The organism is Aquipseudomonas guryensis (assembly GCF_014164785.1).
Taxonomy (GTDB): Bacteria; Pseudomonadota; Gammaproteobacteria; order Pseudomonadales; family Pseudomonadaceae; genus Aquipseudomonas; species Aquipseudomonas guryensis.
This window is the reverse complement of the sequence record NZ_JACJFN010000001.1, coordinates 118,223-132,119: the sequence shown is the minus strand read 5'-3', so window position 1 is coordinate 132,119 and position 13,897 is coordinate 118,223. Positions and strand designations below refer to the sequence as shown.

The following is a 13,897-nucleotide window of genomic DNA, read 5'->3' as shown; positions in this document are numbered from 1 at the left end:
GGTGTCGGTGACTCGGGCACTTGGTTATACTCCGCGACCTGCCGCAAGACCCGCTGAAAGGAAAGCGCATGTTCGAAAACCTAACTGACCGCCTGTCACAGACGCTGCGTCATGTCACCGGCAAGGCCAAACTGAGCGAAGACAACATCAAGGACACCCTGCGTGAAGTGCGCATGGCCCTGCTCGAGGCCGATGTTGCGCTGCCGGTGGTCAAGGACTTCGTCAACAAGGTCAAGGATCGCGCGGTCGGCACCGAGGTGTCGAAGAGCCTGACGCCCGGTCAGGCATTCGTGAAGATCGTGCGCGCCGAGCTGGAAGAGCTGATGGGTGCGGCCAACGAGGATCTCAGCCTCGCCGTCACCCCTCCCGCCGTGGTGCTGATGGCCGGCCTGCAGGGTGCTGGCAAGACCACCACCGCCGGCAAGCTGGCGCGCTTCCTCAAGGAGCGCAAGAAGAAGACGGTGATGCTGGTCTCGGCTGACGTCTATCGCCCGGCGGCGATCAAGCAGCTGGAAACCCTGGCCAGCGACATCGGTGTGACCTTCTTCCCGTCCGACAGCAGCCAGCAGCCGGTGGCCATTGCCCAGGCGGCGATTGCCGAGGCCAAGCTCAAGTTCATCGACGTGGTCATCGTCGACACCGCCGGCCGTCTGGCCATCGATGCCGAGATGATGGCCGAGATCCAGGCCGTGCATGCGGCGACCAAGCCGGCCGAGACCCTGTTCGTGGTCGACGCCATGACCGGCCAGGATGCCGCCAACACGGCCAAGGCCTTCGGCGATGCGCTGCCGCTGACCGGCGTGGTGCTGACCAAGGTCGACGGCGATGCCCGTGGTGGTGCCGCGCTGTCCGTGCGCCACATCACCGGCAAGCCGATCAAGTTCATCGGTATGGGCGAGAAGAGCGACGCGCTCGAGCCCTTCCATCCGGATCGTATCGCCTCGCGCATCCTCGGCATGGGTGACGTGCTCAGCCTGATCGAGCAGGCCGAGCAGACCATCGACCGCGAGAAGGCCGAGAAGCTCACCAAGAAGCTGAAGAAGGGCAAAGGCTTCGACCTCGAAGACTTCCGCGATCAGCTGCAGCAGATGAAGAACATGGGCGGCTTGGGTGGTCTGATGGACAAGCTACCGTCCATCGGCGGGGTCAATCTGTCGCAAATGAGCGGCGCCCAGGGTGCAGCCGAGAAGCAGTTCAAGCAGATGGACGCGATCATCTGCTCGATGACCCCAGCCGAGCGCCGTGACCCGGACATCATCAGTGGCTCGCGCAAGCGCCGCATTGCCCTTGGTTCCGGCACCCAGGTGCAGGATGTCGGGCGGCTGATCAAGCAGCACAAGCAGATGCAGAAGATGATGAAGAAGTTCACTGCCAAGGGCGGCATGGCCAAGATGATGCGGGGTCTGGGCGGAATGATGCCCGGCGGCGGCATGCCCAAGCTCTGAGCAGCCTGCCCGCGAATGCCGTATAGGGCCGCCCTGCCTGGCTTGCAGGGCGACGCCGACCGGCGGAACCAAAAAGAGATTTGCAAACGGTCGCATAATCCTTAGAATATGCGGCCTTTCGGGCCTAGGCCCTCAAAGTGTGCCTTTTGTTTTGCAAGCACCGACTACAGGAACGATGTTCACATGGTAACCATCCGTCTTGCCCGTGGCGGCTCCAAGAAGCGCCCCTTCTACCACCTGACCGTGACCAACAGCCGCAATGCGCGCGATGGTCGTTTCGTTGAGCGCGTGGGTTTCTTCAACCCGATCGCCACCGGTGGTGAAGTGAAGCTTTCTGTTAATCAGGAGCGCGTCACTTACTGGCTGAGCCAAGGCGCCCAGCCGTCTGAGCGTGTTGCTCAGCTGCTCAAGGACGCTGCCAAGGCCGCTGCCTGAGTACTATGACCACGACGCCGACCGCTGAGGACCTGATCGTCCTCGGCAAGATCACTTCGGTGCACGGTGTGCGTGGCGAGGTGAAGATTTATTCCTTCACCGATCCGATCGACAACCTGCTTGATTACCCGCATTGGACGCTCAAGCGCGATGCAGAGGTCAAGCAGGTTGAGATGCTAAGTGGACGCTTGCAAGGCAAGGTCCTGGTGGCAAAGCTCAAGGGCCTCGATGACCGCGAAGTGGCACGTACCTTCGCGGGTTTCGACATTTGTGTGCCCCGTGCGTTGCTGCCGGATCTGGCTGAAGACGAGTTCTACTGGTACCAGCTCGAAGGTCTCAAGGTTATCGATCAGCTCGGGCAACTGCTCGGCAAAATCGACCACCTGCTGGAGACCGGTGCCAACGATGTGATGGTGGTCAAGCCCTGCGCTGACAGCCTGGATGACCGTGAACGCCTGCTGCCGTATACCGCGCAGTGTGTGCTCAAGGTCGATCTGGCCGCTGGCGAAATGCAGGTCGACTGGGATGCTGATTTCTGAGCTGACAGGCTCTTGTGCGAGCGAGTGCCATGCGCGTTGAAGTCATCAGCATCTTCCCGGAGATGTTTGCCGCCATCAGTCAGTACGGCATTACCAGTCGTGCGGTGAAGCAGGGTCTGTTGCAGTTGAACTGCCACTACCTGCGCGATTTCACCGATGACCGGCATCAGACTGTGGATGATCGCCCCTTCGGTGGCGGCCCCGGCATGGTGATGAAGATCAAGCCTCTGGAAGGCGCCCTGGCTGCGGCCAAGGCATCGGCCGGAGCGCAGGCGAAGGTGATCTACCTGTCGCCGCAAGGCCGCCAGCTTAATCAGCCGGCAGTGCGTGAGCTGGCTGGCGAGGAGGCGTTGATCCTGATTGCCGGCCGCTACGAAGGTATCGACGAGCGTTTCATCGAAGAACATGTCGATGAAGAATGGTCGATCGGTGACTACGTTCTCTCCGGCGGTGAGCTGCCGGCGATGGTTCTGATCGATGCAGTGACCCGCTTGTTGCCCGGTGCATTGGGCCATGCAGATTCGGCCGAGGAGGATTCGTTTAGCGACGGCCTGCTCGACTGTCCGCACTACACCCGCCCGGAGGTGTATGCGGGTAAATGTGTTCCCGACGTGTTGCTTAGTGGCAACCACGAACACATCCGGCGCTGGCGTTTACAGCAGTCCCTTGGTCGGACCTGGGAACGCCGTGCTGATCTTCTGGATAGCCGCTCGCTTTCTGGAGAAGAAAAAAAGCTGCTGGAGGAATACATCCGCCAGCGGGACGATAGTTAACGTATCGATGACAAACCGTGGTTTGTCTTAGGAGCACAGCATGACCAACAAAATCATTCAGCAGCTCGAAGCTGAGCAGATGACCAAAGAAATCCCGGCCTTTGCCCCGGGCGACACTATTGTCGTTCAGGTAAAAGTAAAGGAAGGCGACCGTTCCCGTCTGCAGGCTTTCGAAGGCGTGGTTATCGCCAAGCGCAACCGTGGTCTGAACAGTGCTTTCACTGTGCGCAAGATCTCCAACGGTGTTGGCGTAGAACGTACCTTCCAGACCTACAGCCCGCTGGTTGACAGCCTGGCCGTCAAGCGTCGCGGTGACGTGCGCAAAGCCAAGCTGTACTACCTCCGCGACCTGTCCGGCAAGGCCGCACGCATCAAGGAAAAACTGTCCTGATCGGACGGTTTCCTTGCAGGAAAAAGCAGCCCTCGGGCTGCTTTTTTCGTTTCTGGGGCCTGCGACCGGCAGGTTCTGCAGTCGATATCTGTCCAGCGGGCAGCGTGATAAGAAGCACAACACCGCGCAGCACAGCGGCAGCCACATCTTTTTCAGAGAGCAGTAGTGGCATGACCCCGAGAGAGCAAGAGATCCAGCGCCGCACCGAGTTGTCGGAAAGCCGCGTGACCAAGGCGGTATTCCCGCCGACCACCAACCACCACAACACCCTGTTCGGTGGTACCGCCCTGGCCTGGATGGACGAGGTCTCCTTCATCGCGGCTACGCGCTTCTGCCGCCTGCCCCTGGTGACCGTGTCCAGTGATCGCATCGACTTCAAACATGCGATACCGGCCGGCTCAATCGTCGAGCTGGTCGGTCGGGTGATCAAGGTCGGCAATACCAGCCTCAAGGTCGAGGTGAACATCTATGTCGAGAGCATGTACCACGACGGGCGCGAGAAAGCAGTCAGTGGTGTGTTCAGCTTTGTTGCCGTGGGCGAAGACAATAAACCGATCCCGGTGCTGCCGGGGTTTGTCGCTGATGCTGCAGCGGAAACCGTAAACGGCTAAGGCCGAGGCTGGATCACTCGCTCTGCTAGCTGGCCGTCATGGCGCTAGCTGTGGAAGACTAGCGGTTCTGTTTCTGGTGTTGCCTATGCCCGTTCTCGATCACCCTCTGCTGGATCGCTTTCTCGATGCCTTGTGGCTGGAGAAAGGCCTGTCGGTACATACCCGTGATGCCTACCGCAGTGACCTCGGTCTGTTCCATGCCTGGCTGGAGGAGCGTGGTCTGGAGTTGCCGGGGGCGGGGCGTGAGATCATCCTCGATCATCTCGCCTGGCGCTTGGCTGAGGGCTACAAGGCGCGCTCCACGGCGCGCTTTCTTTCCGGGGTGCGCGGCTTCTACCGCTACCTGCTGCGCGAGGGCCTGATCAGCGAGGACCCGACCCTGCAGATTGATCTGCCGCAGCTCGGCCGGCCGCTGCCCAAATCGTTGTCCGAGGCGGATGTCGAAGCGCTGCTGGCGGCGCCGGAGCTGGACGATCCGCTTGGCCTGCGCGACCGCGCCATGCTCGAAGTCCTGTATGCCTGTGGCCTGCGGGTAAGCGAGCTGATTTCCCTGACCCTGGAGCAGGTCAATCTGCGTCAGGGTGTGCTGCGTGTGTTCGGCAAGGGCAGCAAGGAGCGCTTGGTGCCCATGGGTGAAGAGGCGATCGCCTGGATCGAGCGCTATGTGCGCGAGGCGCGGCCCTTGCTGCTGGCTGGCAAACCGAGCGATGTGCTGTTTCCCAGCCTGCGCGGCGAGCAGATGACCCGGCAGACCTTCTGGCACCGGATCAAGCACCAGGCTCGGGTGGCCGGGATCGCCAAGTCGCTGTCGCCGCATACCCTGCGCCATGCCTTCGCCACCCACTTGCTCAATCATGGTGCCGACCTGCGCGTGGTGCAGATGCTGCTGGGGCACAGCGACCTGTCGACCACGCAGATCTACACCCATATCGCCAAGGCGCGGCTGCAGGAACTGCACGCTCGGCATCATCCGCGTGGGTGAGCCGGGAAAGACGAAGCACTGCGTCGTTCCGGCGAACGACCGGCCACGGATGGTCGGGCCGGGGCTCGGCGGACTACGACGTTTCGACAGGGATGTCATCGAGGTGGCTGAATGCCTCGCCGCTTCAATTTCTGCGTGTTGACTCCGCAGTCCATCCGTTCCATATGCCCGCCCAGCGTCTGTGATCGGCGCTGCAGGGCTTCTGTGGTAGGCTGGCCGCACTGTTGACAGGAGTAACCCATGCCCGTTTTCCGCCTTATTGCCGGCACCGCGCTCGGCCTTGTTGCTGCCATTGCCCAAGCGGCCGATCCGGATCAGGCCATCCGTGCCACGCTTTACAAGTTAGACCCCAAGTTGCCGATTGAGGCTATTGCCGAGAGTCCAATGACCGGTCTGTTTCAGGTGCAGCTAAAGGGTGGTCGCCTGCTCTATGCCAGTGCCGATGGACAGTTCCTCCTGCAGGGCAATCTCTATCAGTTCAAGGATGATAGTGCAGTCAATCTGACCGAGAAGGTGCAAAGCCAAGGCATCGCCAAGCTGATCAACGAAGTTCCGTTGAGCGAAATGGTGGTATTTGCACCGAAGCAGCCGAAGACCCATATCACCGTGTTTACCGATCCCGATTGCGGTTACTGCCAGAAGCTGCACAGCGAGGTGCCGGAGCTCAATCGCCTCGGCGTCGAGGTGCGTTATGTCGCCTTCCCACGCCAGGGCGAGGGTTCCCATGGCTACAACGGTCTGGTCAGCGTGTGGTGCGCCAAGGATCGCCAGGCTGCGATGGACAAGGCCAAGGCCCGCCAGGAGCTGCCACCCGGGAAGTGCGTAAATCCCGTCATGAAGCACTACGAACTGGGTAAGGCCATTGGTGTGAATGGTACGCCTGCCATCGTTCTGGCGAACGGTCAGCTGATTCCGGGATACAAACCGGCACCCGATCTGGCAAAAATTGCCCTGGAGGCCAAGTAATCCGGGGTCGCTGGTAGATTGACTAATAGGGAACCGCTTCGTAATGTGCGGCTCTTTTATGCGGCCGGGGCTTGCTCCGGCCGTTTTACGCAGTGCAGATGGGGAAATCAGAGTGAAACCGGTCAAAGTAGGCATCTGTGGGCTGGGTACCGTCGGTGGCGGCACCTTCAATGTGCTTAAACGCAATGCCGAGGAGATTGCCCGCCGTGCCGGGCGCGGAATCGAAGTCGCGCAGATTGCTGCACGTCGCCCCAACCCGAAATGCGATACCGGCAGCACCCCCATCACTGCTGATATTTTCGATGTGGCGAACAACCCCGAGATCGACGTGGTCATCGAGCTGATCGGTGGCTACACCCTGGCCCACGAGCTGGTGCTCAAGGCCATCGAGAACGGCAAGCACGTGGTCACCGCGAACAAGGCGCTGATCGCCGTGCACGGCAACGAAATCTTCGCCAAGGCGCGCGAGAAGGGCGTTATCGTCGCTTTCGAAGCGGCCGTGGCTGGCGGCATCCCGGTGATCAAGGCGATCCGCGAAGGCCTGGCCGGCAACCGCATTAACTGGCTGGCGGGCATCATCAACGGCACCGGCAACTTCATCCTTACCGAGATGCGCGAGAAAGGCCGTGCCTTCTCTGACGTGTTGAAAGAGGCTCAGGCCCTCGGCTATGCCGAAGCCGATCCGACCTTCGACGTCGAAGGCATCGACGCCGCGCACAAGCTGACCATCCTCGCCTCCATCGCCTTTGGTATCCCGCTGCAGTTCGACAAGGCCTACACCGAAGGCATCAGCCAGCTGACCAGCGCCGACGTCAACTACGCCGAAGCCCTGGGCTACCGCATCAAGCACCTCGGTGTGGCTCGTCGCACCGAGGCCGGTTTCGAGCTGCGCGTGCACCCGACGCTGATCCCGGCTGACCGTCTGATCGCCAACGTCAATGGCGTGATGAACGCGGTGATGGTCAATGGCGATGCCGCCGGTTCGACCCTGTTCTACGGTGCCGGCGCCGGCATGGAACCGACCGCATCTTCCGTAGTGGCCGACCTGGTCGACGTGGTGCGTGCGCTGACCACCGACCCGGAAAACCGTGTGCCGCACCTGGCCTTTCAGCCGGATTCGCTGTCCGACCACCCGATCCTGCCGATCGAGCAGTGCGAGAGCGCCTACTACCTGCGCATCCAGGCCAAGGATCATCCGGGCGTGTTGGCCCAGGTGGCGAGTATCCTCTCGGCGCGCGGCATCAACATCGAATCGATCATGCAGAAAGAAGCCGAAGAGCACGACGGCCTGGTACCGATGATTCTGGTCACCCACCGGGTGGTCGAGTCGCGCGTCAACGACGCCATCGCCGCGCTGGAAGCGCTGAGCGACGTGGTCGGTCGCGTGGTGCGTATCCGCGTCGAACAACTGGGCTGAGGGAAAGAACATGCGTTATATCAGTACCCGCGGCCAGGCCCCGGTTCTCAACTTCGAAGACGTGCTGCTGGCTGGCCTGGCCAGTGACGGCGGCCTCTACGTACCGGAAAACCTGCCGCGCTTCACCCAGGAAGAAATCGCCTCCTGGGCCGGCCTGCCCTATCACGAGCTGGCCTTCCGCGTGATGCGTCCGTTCGTCACCGGCAGCATCCCGGATGCCGACTTCAAGAAGATCCTCGAAGAAACCTATGGGGTGTTTGCCCACAACGCCGTGGCGCCGCTGCGCCAACTGAACGGCAACGAGTGGGTGCTGGAGCTGTTCCACGGCCCGACCCTGGCTTTCAAGGATTTCGCCCTGCAGCTGCTCGGCCGCCTGCTCGACTACGTGCTGGCCAAGCGCAACGAGCGTGTAGTGATCATGGGTGCCACCAGTGGTGATACCGGCTCGGCGGCCATCGAAGGCTGTAAGGCCTGCGACAACGTCGACATCTTCATCATGCACCCGCACAACCGCGTGTCCGAGGTGCAGCGCCGGCAGATGACCACCATCTTCGGCGATAACATCCACAACATCGCCATCGAAGGCAACTTCGACGACTGCCAGGAGATGGTTAAGGCCAGCTTCGCCGACCAGGGTTTCCTCAAGGGTACCCGTCTGGTGGCAGTCAACTCGATCAACTGGGCGCGGATCATGGCCCAGATCGTCTACTACTTCCACGCCGCCCTGCAGCTCGGTGGCCCGGCGCGTTCGGTGGCGTTCTCGGTACCGACTGGCAACTTCGGTGACATCTTCGCCGGCTACCTGGCACGCAACATGGGCCTGCCAATCAGCCAGTTGATCGTCGCCACCAACCGCAACGACATCCTGCACCGCTTCATGAGTGGCAATCAGTATGTGAAGGGCGATCTGCACCCGACCCTGTCGCCGTCCATGGACATCATGGTGTCGTCGAACTTCGAGCGTCTGCTGTTCGACCTGCATGGTCGCAATGGTGCTGCTATCGCCGGGCTGATGGATACCTTCAAGCAGGGTGGCGGTTTCAGCGTCGAGGAAGATCGCTGGACCGAGGCGCGCAAGCTGTTCGACTCGCTGGCAGTGAATGACGAAGAGACCTGCGAGACCATCGCCGAGGTCTACAAGGAGTGCGGCGAGCTGCTCGACCCGCACACCGCGATCGGCGTGCGCGCGGCCCGTGAATGCCGCCGCAGTATGGCCATTCCCATGGTTACCCTGGGCACCGCCCACCCGGTCAAGTTCCCTGAAGCAGTGGAGAAGGCCGGTATCGGCCAGGCTCCTGCCCTGCCGCCGCATCTGGCTGACCTGTTCCAGCGCGACGAGCGTTGCACCGTGCTGGCCAACGACCTGAAGACCGTGCAGCAGTTCGTCGCTGCCCACGGCAATCGCGGCAAGCCGCTGTAAGCCAGGTTTGTGAGCGCTGAAAGCCGGTTACCCGCAAGGGGCCGGCTTTTTTTATGGGGCTATGCTTAGGGTCTGTTACCGCTTCGTGCACGGCGGCAACAGACCCTGGTGCGGGAGGATGCTGCTGATGCATGTGAGTTCGATGTTGCAGGGTGGTCGCCAGCGTGAACGTGCTGAGGTGGTTAATGCGGCGGGCTAGAAAGCAGGCGTTGATCTATCTGTTGGGCTGGCTGGGGTTTGCCGCTCCGGCAGCGGCCGCCACGTTTGAAGTCGGCTTTTATGATTACCCGCCGATGATGATCGAGCGTGATAACAGTGGCATTTACCAAGACATATTTGACGAGCTGAGTCTGCTGCTTGGCGATAAATTCAATGTGCGCTATTACCCCTATCCGCGCATTGGACTGTTGTTCAATGGCGGCCAACTGGATATCGAGCCCGGTGTTTATGCCGGCTGGGTGAAGGGGCAGGAGGTGCCGGGCGAGTTTTCCGTACCGTTCGGCAAGATCGTCGATGTCATGGTTTTTGCTCCAGGCAAGGCGTTTGCCGTGAACACGCCGGATGACCTGCGCGGCAAGGCCCTGGGTCTGGTGCGTGGTTATGCCTACCCTGACTTGCGTGCGTTGATTGAGGCTGGGCAAATTGATCGGCGCAATGCCTTGAACGAGCTGCAGCTATTGGAAATGCTGGCGAGCGCGCGCTTTGACCAGATCGTGATCAACAAGGCGGTGGCGCAATACAACATCCGGCAAGTCCCGGCCTACCGCACGCTTGAAGTGGGCGATGCCATCAGCGTGTTTGATGTGAGCATGCGCGTGCATCCGCGTAACAAGGTCTGGCTGGAAAGGTTGGATGAAGCCATCGTCAAACTGAAGCGCGATGGTGTGATCGAGCGGATCTATGCGAAGTATGGCGTGCGTCTTTGACCTGAAAGCTGACCTGCTACCTGTGCGGTGCACTGCTGCCAACTGCTCATTGTGGTCACGGCAAGCGTGACAAGCCACTGCATGGCGGTCGCTGCAAAACCCGCAGCATGCAGCCTTTTCTGTCTGTAGTAGCCCGTTGTTACCCGCTGTCGGTGGCTCTGGACCAGACTGTAAGAGTCAACTCACCTGGACCAGAGGCCCTGCCATGACTGCCAAGAACATCCTTATGTTGGTCGGCGACTATGTCGAAGACTACGAAACCATGGTGCCGTTCCAGGCCCTGCAGATGGTCGGCCATACCGTGCATGCGGTGTGCCCTGGCAAGCAGGCCGGCGACAGCGTGCGTACCGCCATCCATGACTTCGAGGGCGACCAGACCTACAGCGAGAAGCCGGGGCATAACTTTGCCCTCAACTTCAGCTTCGATCAGGTGCGTGCCGAGGCTTACCATGCTCTGGTAATTCCCGGTGGTCGCGCCCCCGAGTACCTGCGCCTGAATCCGCAGGTGATTGCCCTGGTGCAGGCTTTCAACGCCGCCAACAAGCCGATTGCCGCCGTCTGTCATGGCGCCCAGCTGCTGGCTGCCGCCGATGTGCTCAAGGGACGCGGTTGCAGCGCTTACCCGGCATGCGCGCCTGAAGTGCGCCTGGCCGGCGGCGAGTATGTGGAGGTGCCGATGGACGGCGTGCATGTCGATGGCAACCTGGTCACCGCGCCCGCCTGGCCAGCCCATCCGGCCTGGCTGGCGGCGTTTCTGAAGGTATTGGGCTAAGAGGAGCTGCGCGATGTGCGAACTCTATGTGAAGGCTGACCCGATCCTCTACGAGTCGCGCTCGCGCTCCCTGCGTATCCGTGGGGTGGTGACAACCCTGCGCCTGGAAAACCAGTTCTGGGAGCTGCTGCGCGAAATCGCCGAGGTCGACGGCATGACCACCAATCAGTTGATCAGCAAGCTGTATGACGAGGTTATGGACTACCGCGGTGAGGTGGTCAATTTCGCCTCGTTCCTGCGCGTTAGCTGCACCCGCTATCTGGCGTCGCGGCCGCAGCGCAGTGCCGACGTGCTGAGCCTGGTGCAGTCCCGTTAGACGGCACGCCGAGCCTGAAGGCGAACTTCAGCCCACAAAAAAGCCCGTGTTCAGCGGGCTTTTTCTAACAGCGCGATCAGTGCTTGCGTGGCACCGGCTTGAGCAGCTCGTCCGGCGGCATCTCGCAGTTGATCTTGCGCCCGATCAGCGCCTCGATCGGTGGCAGGGCGTAGGCATCGTCCTCGCCGGCGAAGCTGATCGACTTGCCGCTGGTGCCGGCACGGCCCGTACGGCCGATGCGGTGCACGTAGTCGTCGGGAGTTTCCGGCAGGGTGAAGTTGATCACGTGGCTGATGCCTTCGACGTGGATGCCGCGGCCGGCCACATCGGTGGCGACCAGGACGCGGATCTTGCCCTCGCGGAAGCCTTCGAGCACCTTGATCCGCTTGACCTGCGGCACGTCGCCGGACATCTGCGCGGCACTGATGCCGTCGCGGGTGAGTTTTTCCTCGATGCGCCGCACTTCGTCCTTGCGGTTGGCGAAGACCATCACGCGGGTCCAGTCGTTCTGCGCGATCAGGTTGTACAGCAGCTTGTACTTGTCGCTGCCGGCCACCGCGTAGACATGCTGCTCGACGGTGTCGCTGGCGACCTGCTCCGGCTCGATCTCGACGATGGCCGGGTCGACCGTCCACTGGCGTGCCAGGTTCATCACGTCTTCGGTGAAGGTGGCGGAGAACAGCAGGGTCTGCCGTTCGCCCTTCATCGGGGTTTGGCGGATGATCTGGCGTACCTGCGGGATGAAGCCCATGTCGAGCATGCGGTCGGCTTCATCGAGAACCATCACCTCGACCATGTCCAGGTGCACTTCGCCGCGCTGGTTGAAGTCCAGCAGGCGGCCCGGGGTTGCCACCAGGATGTCGCAGAAGCGCGATTCCAGCTGCTTTAGCTGCTTGTCGAAGTCCATGCCGCCAACGAACTGCATGACGTTGAGGCCGGTGTACTTGGTCAGGTCGGCGGCGTCCTTGGCGATCTGCACCACCAGTTCGCGGGTCGGCGCGATGATCAGTGCGCGCGGCTCGCCCATGTAGCGTTCTTTCGGCGGCGGCGTCTGCAGCAGCTGGGTAATAGTCGAGATCAGGAACGCGGCGGTCTTGCCAGTGCCGGTCTGGGCACGGCCGATGGCGTCCTTGCCCTTGAGGGTGTGTCCGAGCACCTGGGCCTGGATCGGCGTGCAGTAGGGGAAGCCGAGGTCGTGGATCGCGTGCATCAGCTCGGGAGAGAGCCGGAAGTCGTGGAAGCGGGTTTTGCCTTCCTGCGGATCGACCGCGAAGTCTTCCAGCTTCCAGGTATCCACTGGCTTGGCCGGGCGCTCGCGGCGCGGTTTGTCGTTACGCGCTTTCTTCGGCGCTGGCGCGCTGGCTGCAGGTTCGCTGCCGGCGCCTGCTTGTTGTTTGGGCTGCTGCTGGCGATGTTCGCCAGGGGCGGCGACGGATGGGGCGGGTGAGCTGGGAGAGGTGCTGCGCACGGGCTGCTCGGCTTCGCCCTTGCTGAAAATTTTCTTGAGTGCTTTGAGCACGGCCATCTCGTATTGGTTAAGGAATGAACGGCCGCCAGTGTAATGCAAGAAGTCCCCGTGGCGAAGTGCCGCGGGGAGCTTGGCGCACCGGGTTATTCCGGCAGTGTGCTGAGCAGCAGACGCTGCACGTTGCCGCCCATGATCTTGGCGATGTCGGCCTGGCTGAAGCCGGCGCGTTGCAGGCCTTCGGTAATCTGCGCCAGGCCGGTGGTATCGAAAGGCGTGTGCACCGTGCCGTTGAAGTCGGAGCCCAGGGCCACATGCTCGACGCCGATCTTGTCGGCACTGTAGCGAATGGCACGGACGATGGCGCCGACCGAGGTTTCACAGACGGCGGCATCCCAATAGCCGATACCGATCAGCCCGCCGTTGGCGGCGATGCGTTGCAGGTGTTCGTCGCTCAGGTTGCGTGGGCCGGGGCAGGTGCCTGCAACGCCGGTGTGGGACACCAGTACTGGGCGGGTGGCGATTTTCAGGACGTCGTCGATCAGCGCCTTGGAGGCATGGGCGAGGTCGACCAGCATGCGTTTTTCTTCCAGGCGGGCGATGACCTGGCGGCCGAGTGGAGTCAGGCCGCCTTTCTCCAGGCCATGGGCCGAGCCGCCTACTTCGTTGTCGAAGAAGTGGGTCAGGCCGGCGATGCGAAAGCCGGCGTCGTACAGACGGTCGATATTTTCCAGCTTGCCTTCGATGGGCTGCAGGCCCTCGGTGGCGAGGATTGCGGCCAGGTGCTGCGGATCCTGCTGCCAGGTCTTGAGGAAGGCTTGCAGGTCGCCGCGGCTGCGGATCAATACCAGGCGCCCCTGGCTGTCGGTGGCCGCCTGCTGCAGTTTCTGCCCCTGGTACAGCGCCCGTTGCAGCAGGCTGTTCCAGGTCGCCCGCGGCCAGCGCTGGGCCATGGCCAGCAGGGTGATGTTGTCGCTATCGCTACCGTTGCTCTGGTAGTTGAGGCCGCGCGGGGTCTTGGTCACGGTGGAGAACACCTGCAGGCCGACACGTCCTTCGAGCAGGCGCGGCAGGTCGGAGTGACCATAAGTGTGGCGTTCGAGCAGATCGCGCTGCCAAAGCAGGGCGTCATCGTGTAGGTCGGCGACGAACAGGGTCTGGTGCAGTTTGCTGGCCGACTCGCTGGCCGGGTAGGGTGCCGGTGAGGCGACGCTGTTCATCTTGCGGTCGAGCAGGCTGGGCAGGCCGAAGAACACGCCAGCACCAATCACGGCAACAGCGAGCAAGGCGAGAGGGAGTTTGCGCATAGTAGGGAGCCATCCGGGCGTTATTGTTATGCGCCGAACTCTAACAGAGCTTGCCGGGGCTGTTGGCGGGTTGAGGGCGTGAGTGGTGCAATCGCGCTGCCAGGGGGGTAGCGCTCGCTCATCAATCTGCCT

General features: G+C 61.8%; 15 protein-coding genes. 13 read left to right on the top strand and 2 right to left on the bottom strand.

All coding sequences use genetic code 11. The annotated features are described in order from the left end of the window. Nucleotides 1-68: 68 nt before the first annotated feature. From ffh to H3H45_RS00535, 13 genes are all read left to right on the top strand, one after another. Nucleotides 69-1,445, top strand: a complete 1,377-nt coding sequence (ffh, locus tag H3H45_RS00595; protein WP_182831847.1) for a signal recognition particle protein — start codon at nt 69-71, stop codon at nt 1,443-1,445. A gap of 183 nt (nt 1,446-1,628) precedes the next feature. Beyond that, a complete protein-coding gene (gene rpsP, locus H3H45_RS00590) occupies nt 1,629-1,880 on the top strand; it encodes a 30S ribosomal protein S16 (RefSeq protein WP_160082185.1) in 252 nt (83 codons plus the stop codon). A 5-nt stretch (nt 1,881-1,885) separates the two neighbouring features. Beyond that, the gene (rimM, locus tag H3H45_RS00585) at nt 1,886-2,419 is read left to right on the top strand and encodes a ribosome maturation factor RimM (RefSeq protein ID WP_182831846.1); all 534 of its coding nucleotides are present in this window, start codon (nt 1,886-1,888) and stop codon (nt 2,417-2,419) included. A 29-nt stretch (nt 2,420-2,448) separates the two neighbouring features. Then, on the top strand, nt 2,449-3,192 hold the full coding sequence (trmD, locus tag H3H45_RS00580) for a tRNA (guanosine(37)-N1)-methyltransferase TrmD (RefSeq protein WP_182831845.1): 744 nt from the start codon (nt 2,449-2,451) through the stop codon (nt 3,190-3,192). A gap of 40 nt (nt 3,193-3,232) precedes the next feature. Further along, the gene (gene rplS, locus H3H45_RS00575; protein ID WP_160488659.1) at nt 3,233-3,583 is read left to right on the top strand and encodes a 50S ribosomal protein L19; all 351 of its coding nucleotides are present in this window, start codon (nt 3,233-3,235) and stop codon (nt 3,581-3,583) included. A gap of 170 nt (nt 3,584-3,753) precedes the next feature. Next, nucleotides 3,754-4,194, top strand: a complete 441-nt coding sequence (locus H3H45_RS00570; RefSeq protein WP_182831844.1) for an acyl-CoA thioesterase — start codon at nt 3,754-3,756, stop codon at nt 4,192-4,194. A gap of 85 nt (nt 4,195-4,279) precedes the next feature. Next, the gene (gene xerD / locus H3H45_RS00565) at nt 4,280-5,176 is read left to right on the top strand and encodes a site-specific tyrosine recombinase XerD (protein ID WP_182831843.1); all 897 of its coding nucleotides are present in this window, start codon (nt 4,280-4,282) and stop codon (nt 5,174-5,176) included. 240 nt (nt 5,177-5,416) lie between these two features. Next, nucleotides 5,417-6,142 carry a DsbC family protein gene (locus H3H45_RS00560; protein ID WP_182831842.1) on the top strand — a complete coding sequence of 242 codons (726 nt, stop codon included), beginning with the start codon at nt 5,417-5,419 and terminating at the stop codon, nt 6,140-6,142. Between the two features lie 112 nt (nt 6,143-6,254). Beyond that, the gene (locus H3H45_RS00555) at nt 6,255-7,559 is read left to right on the top strand and encodes a homoserine dehydrogenase (RefSeq protein ID WP_182831841.1); all 1,305 of its coding nucleotides are present in this window, start codon (nt 6,255-6,257) and stop codon (nt 7,557-7,559) included. A gap of 10 nt (nt 7,560-7,569) precedes the next feature. After that, nucleotides 7,570-8,979 (top strand): threonine synthase, encoded by a 1,410-nt coding sequence (gene thrC, locus H3H45_RS00550; protein WP_182831840.1) that lies wholly within the window; start codon nt 7,570-7,572, stop codon nt 8,977-8,979. A 209-nt stretch (nt 8,980-9,188) separates the two neighbouring features. Then, on the top strand, nt 9,189-9,905 hold the full coding sequence (locus tag H3H45_RS00545) for a substrate-binding periplasmic protein (protein WP_182831839.1): 717 nt from the start codon (nt 9,189-9,191) through the stop codon (nt 9,903-9,905). A gap of 205 nt (nt 9,906-10,110) precedes the next feature. After that, nucleotides 10,111-10,677 (top strand): DJ-1/PfpI family protein, encoded by a 567-nt coding sequence (locus H3H45_RS00540; protein WP_182831838.1) that lies wholly within the window; start codon nt 10,111-10,113, stop codon nt 10,675-10,677. A 13-nt stretch (nt 10,678-10,690) separates the two neighbouring features. Further along, complete coding sequence (locus H3H45_RS00535) at nt 10,691-10,993, top strand: ribbon-helix-helix domain-containing protein (protein ID WP_182831837.1); 303 nt, start codon at nt 10,691-10,693, stop codon at nt 10,991-10,993. A gap of 76 nt (nt 10,994-11,069) precedes the next feature. On the opposite strand, the gene rhlB is transcribed toward H3H45_RS00535, so the two are convergent. Both rhlB and H3H45_RS00525 read right to left on the bottom strand, forming a co-directional pair. Continuing rightward, a complete protein-coding gene (gene rhlB, locus H3H45_RS00530) occupies nt 11,070-12,512 on the bottom strand; it encodes an ATP-dependent RNA helicase RhlB (protein ID WP_328822194.1) in 1,443 nt (480 codons plus the stop codon). A gap of 92 nt (nt 12,513-12,604) precedes the next feature. Beyond that, nucleotides 12,605-13,765 carry a dipeptidase gene (locus H3H45_RS00525; protein WP_182831835.1) on the bottom strand — a complete coding sequence of 387 codons (1,161 nt, stop codon included), beginning with the start codon at nt 13,763-13,765 and terminating at the stop codon, nt 12,605-12,607. Between the last annotated feature and the right edge of the window lie 132 nt (nt 13,766-13,897).

What these genes read in the sequence shown, in the direction of transcription:
- ffh (WP_182831847.1), top strand. Translation starts at nt 69, where the DNA reads ATGTTCGAAAACCTAACTGACCGCCTGTCACAGACGCTGCGTCATGTC.
- rpsP (WP_160082185.1), top strand. Translation starts at nt 1,629, where the DNA reads ATGGTAACCATCCGTCTTGCCCGTGGCGGCTCCAAGAAGCGCCCCTTC.
- rimM (WP_182831846.1), top strand. Translation starts at nt 1,886, where the DNA reads ATGACCACGACGCCGACCGCTGAGGACCTGATCGTCCTCGGCAAGATC.
- trmD (WP_182831845.1), top strand. Translation starts at nt 2,449, where the DNA reads ATGCGCGTTGAAGTCATCAGCATCTTCCCGGAGATGTTTGCCGCCATC.
- rplS (WP_160488659.1), top strand. Translation starts at nt 3,233, where the DNA reads ATGACCAACAAAATCATTCAGCAGCTCGAAGCTGAGCAGATGACCAAA.
- H3H45_RS00570 (WP_182831844.1), top strand. Translation starts at nt 3,754, where the DNA reads ATGACCCCGAGAGAGCAAGAGATCCAGCGCCGCACCGAGTTGTCGGAA.
- xerD (WP_182831843.1), top strand. Translation starts at nt 4,280, where the DNA reads ATGCCCGTTCTCGATCACCCTCTGCTGGATCGCTTTCTCGATGCCTTG.
- H3H45_RS00560 (WP_182831842.1), top strand. Translation starts at nt 5,417, where the DNA reads ATGCCCGTTTTCCGCCTTATTGCCGGCACCGCGCTCGGCCTTGTTGCT.
- thrC (WP_182831840.1), top strand. Translation starts at nt 7,570, where the DNA reads ATGCGTTATATCAGTACCCGCGGCCAGGCCCCGGTTCTCAACTTCGAA.
- H3H45_RS00540 (WP_182831838.1), top strand. Translation starts at nt 10,111, where the DNA reads ATGACTGCCAAGAACATCCTTATGTTGGTCGGCGACTATGTCGAAGAC.
- H3H45_RS00535 (WP_182831837.1), top strand. Translation starts at nt 10,691, where the DNA reads ATGTGCGAACTCTATGTGAAGGCTGACCCGATCCTCTACGAGTCGCGC.
- H3H45_RS00525 (WP_182831835.1), bottom strand. Translation starts at nt 13,765, where the DNA reads ATGCGCAAACTCCCTCTCGCCTTGCTCGCTGTTGCCGTGATTGGTGCT.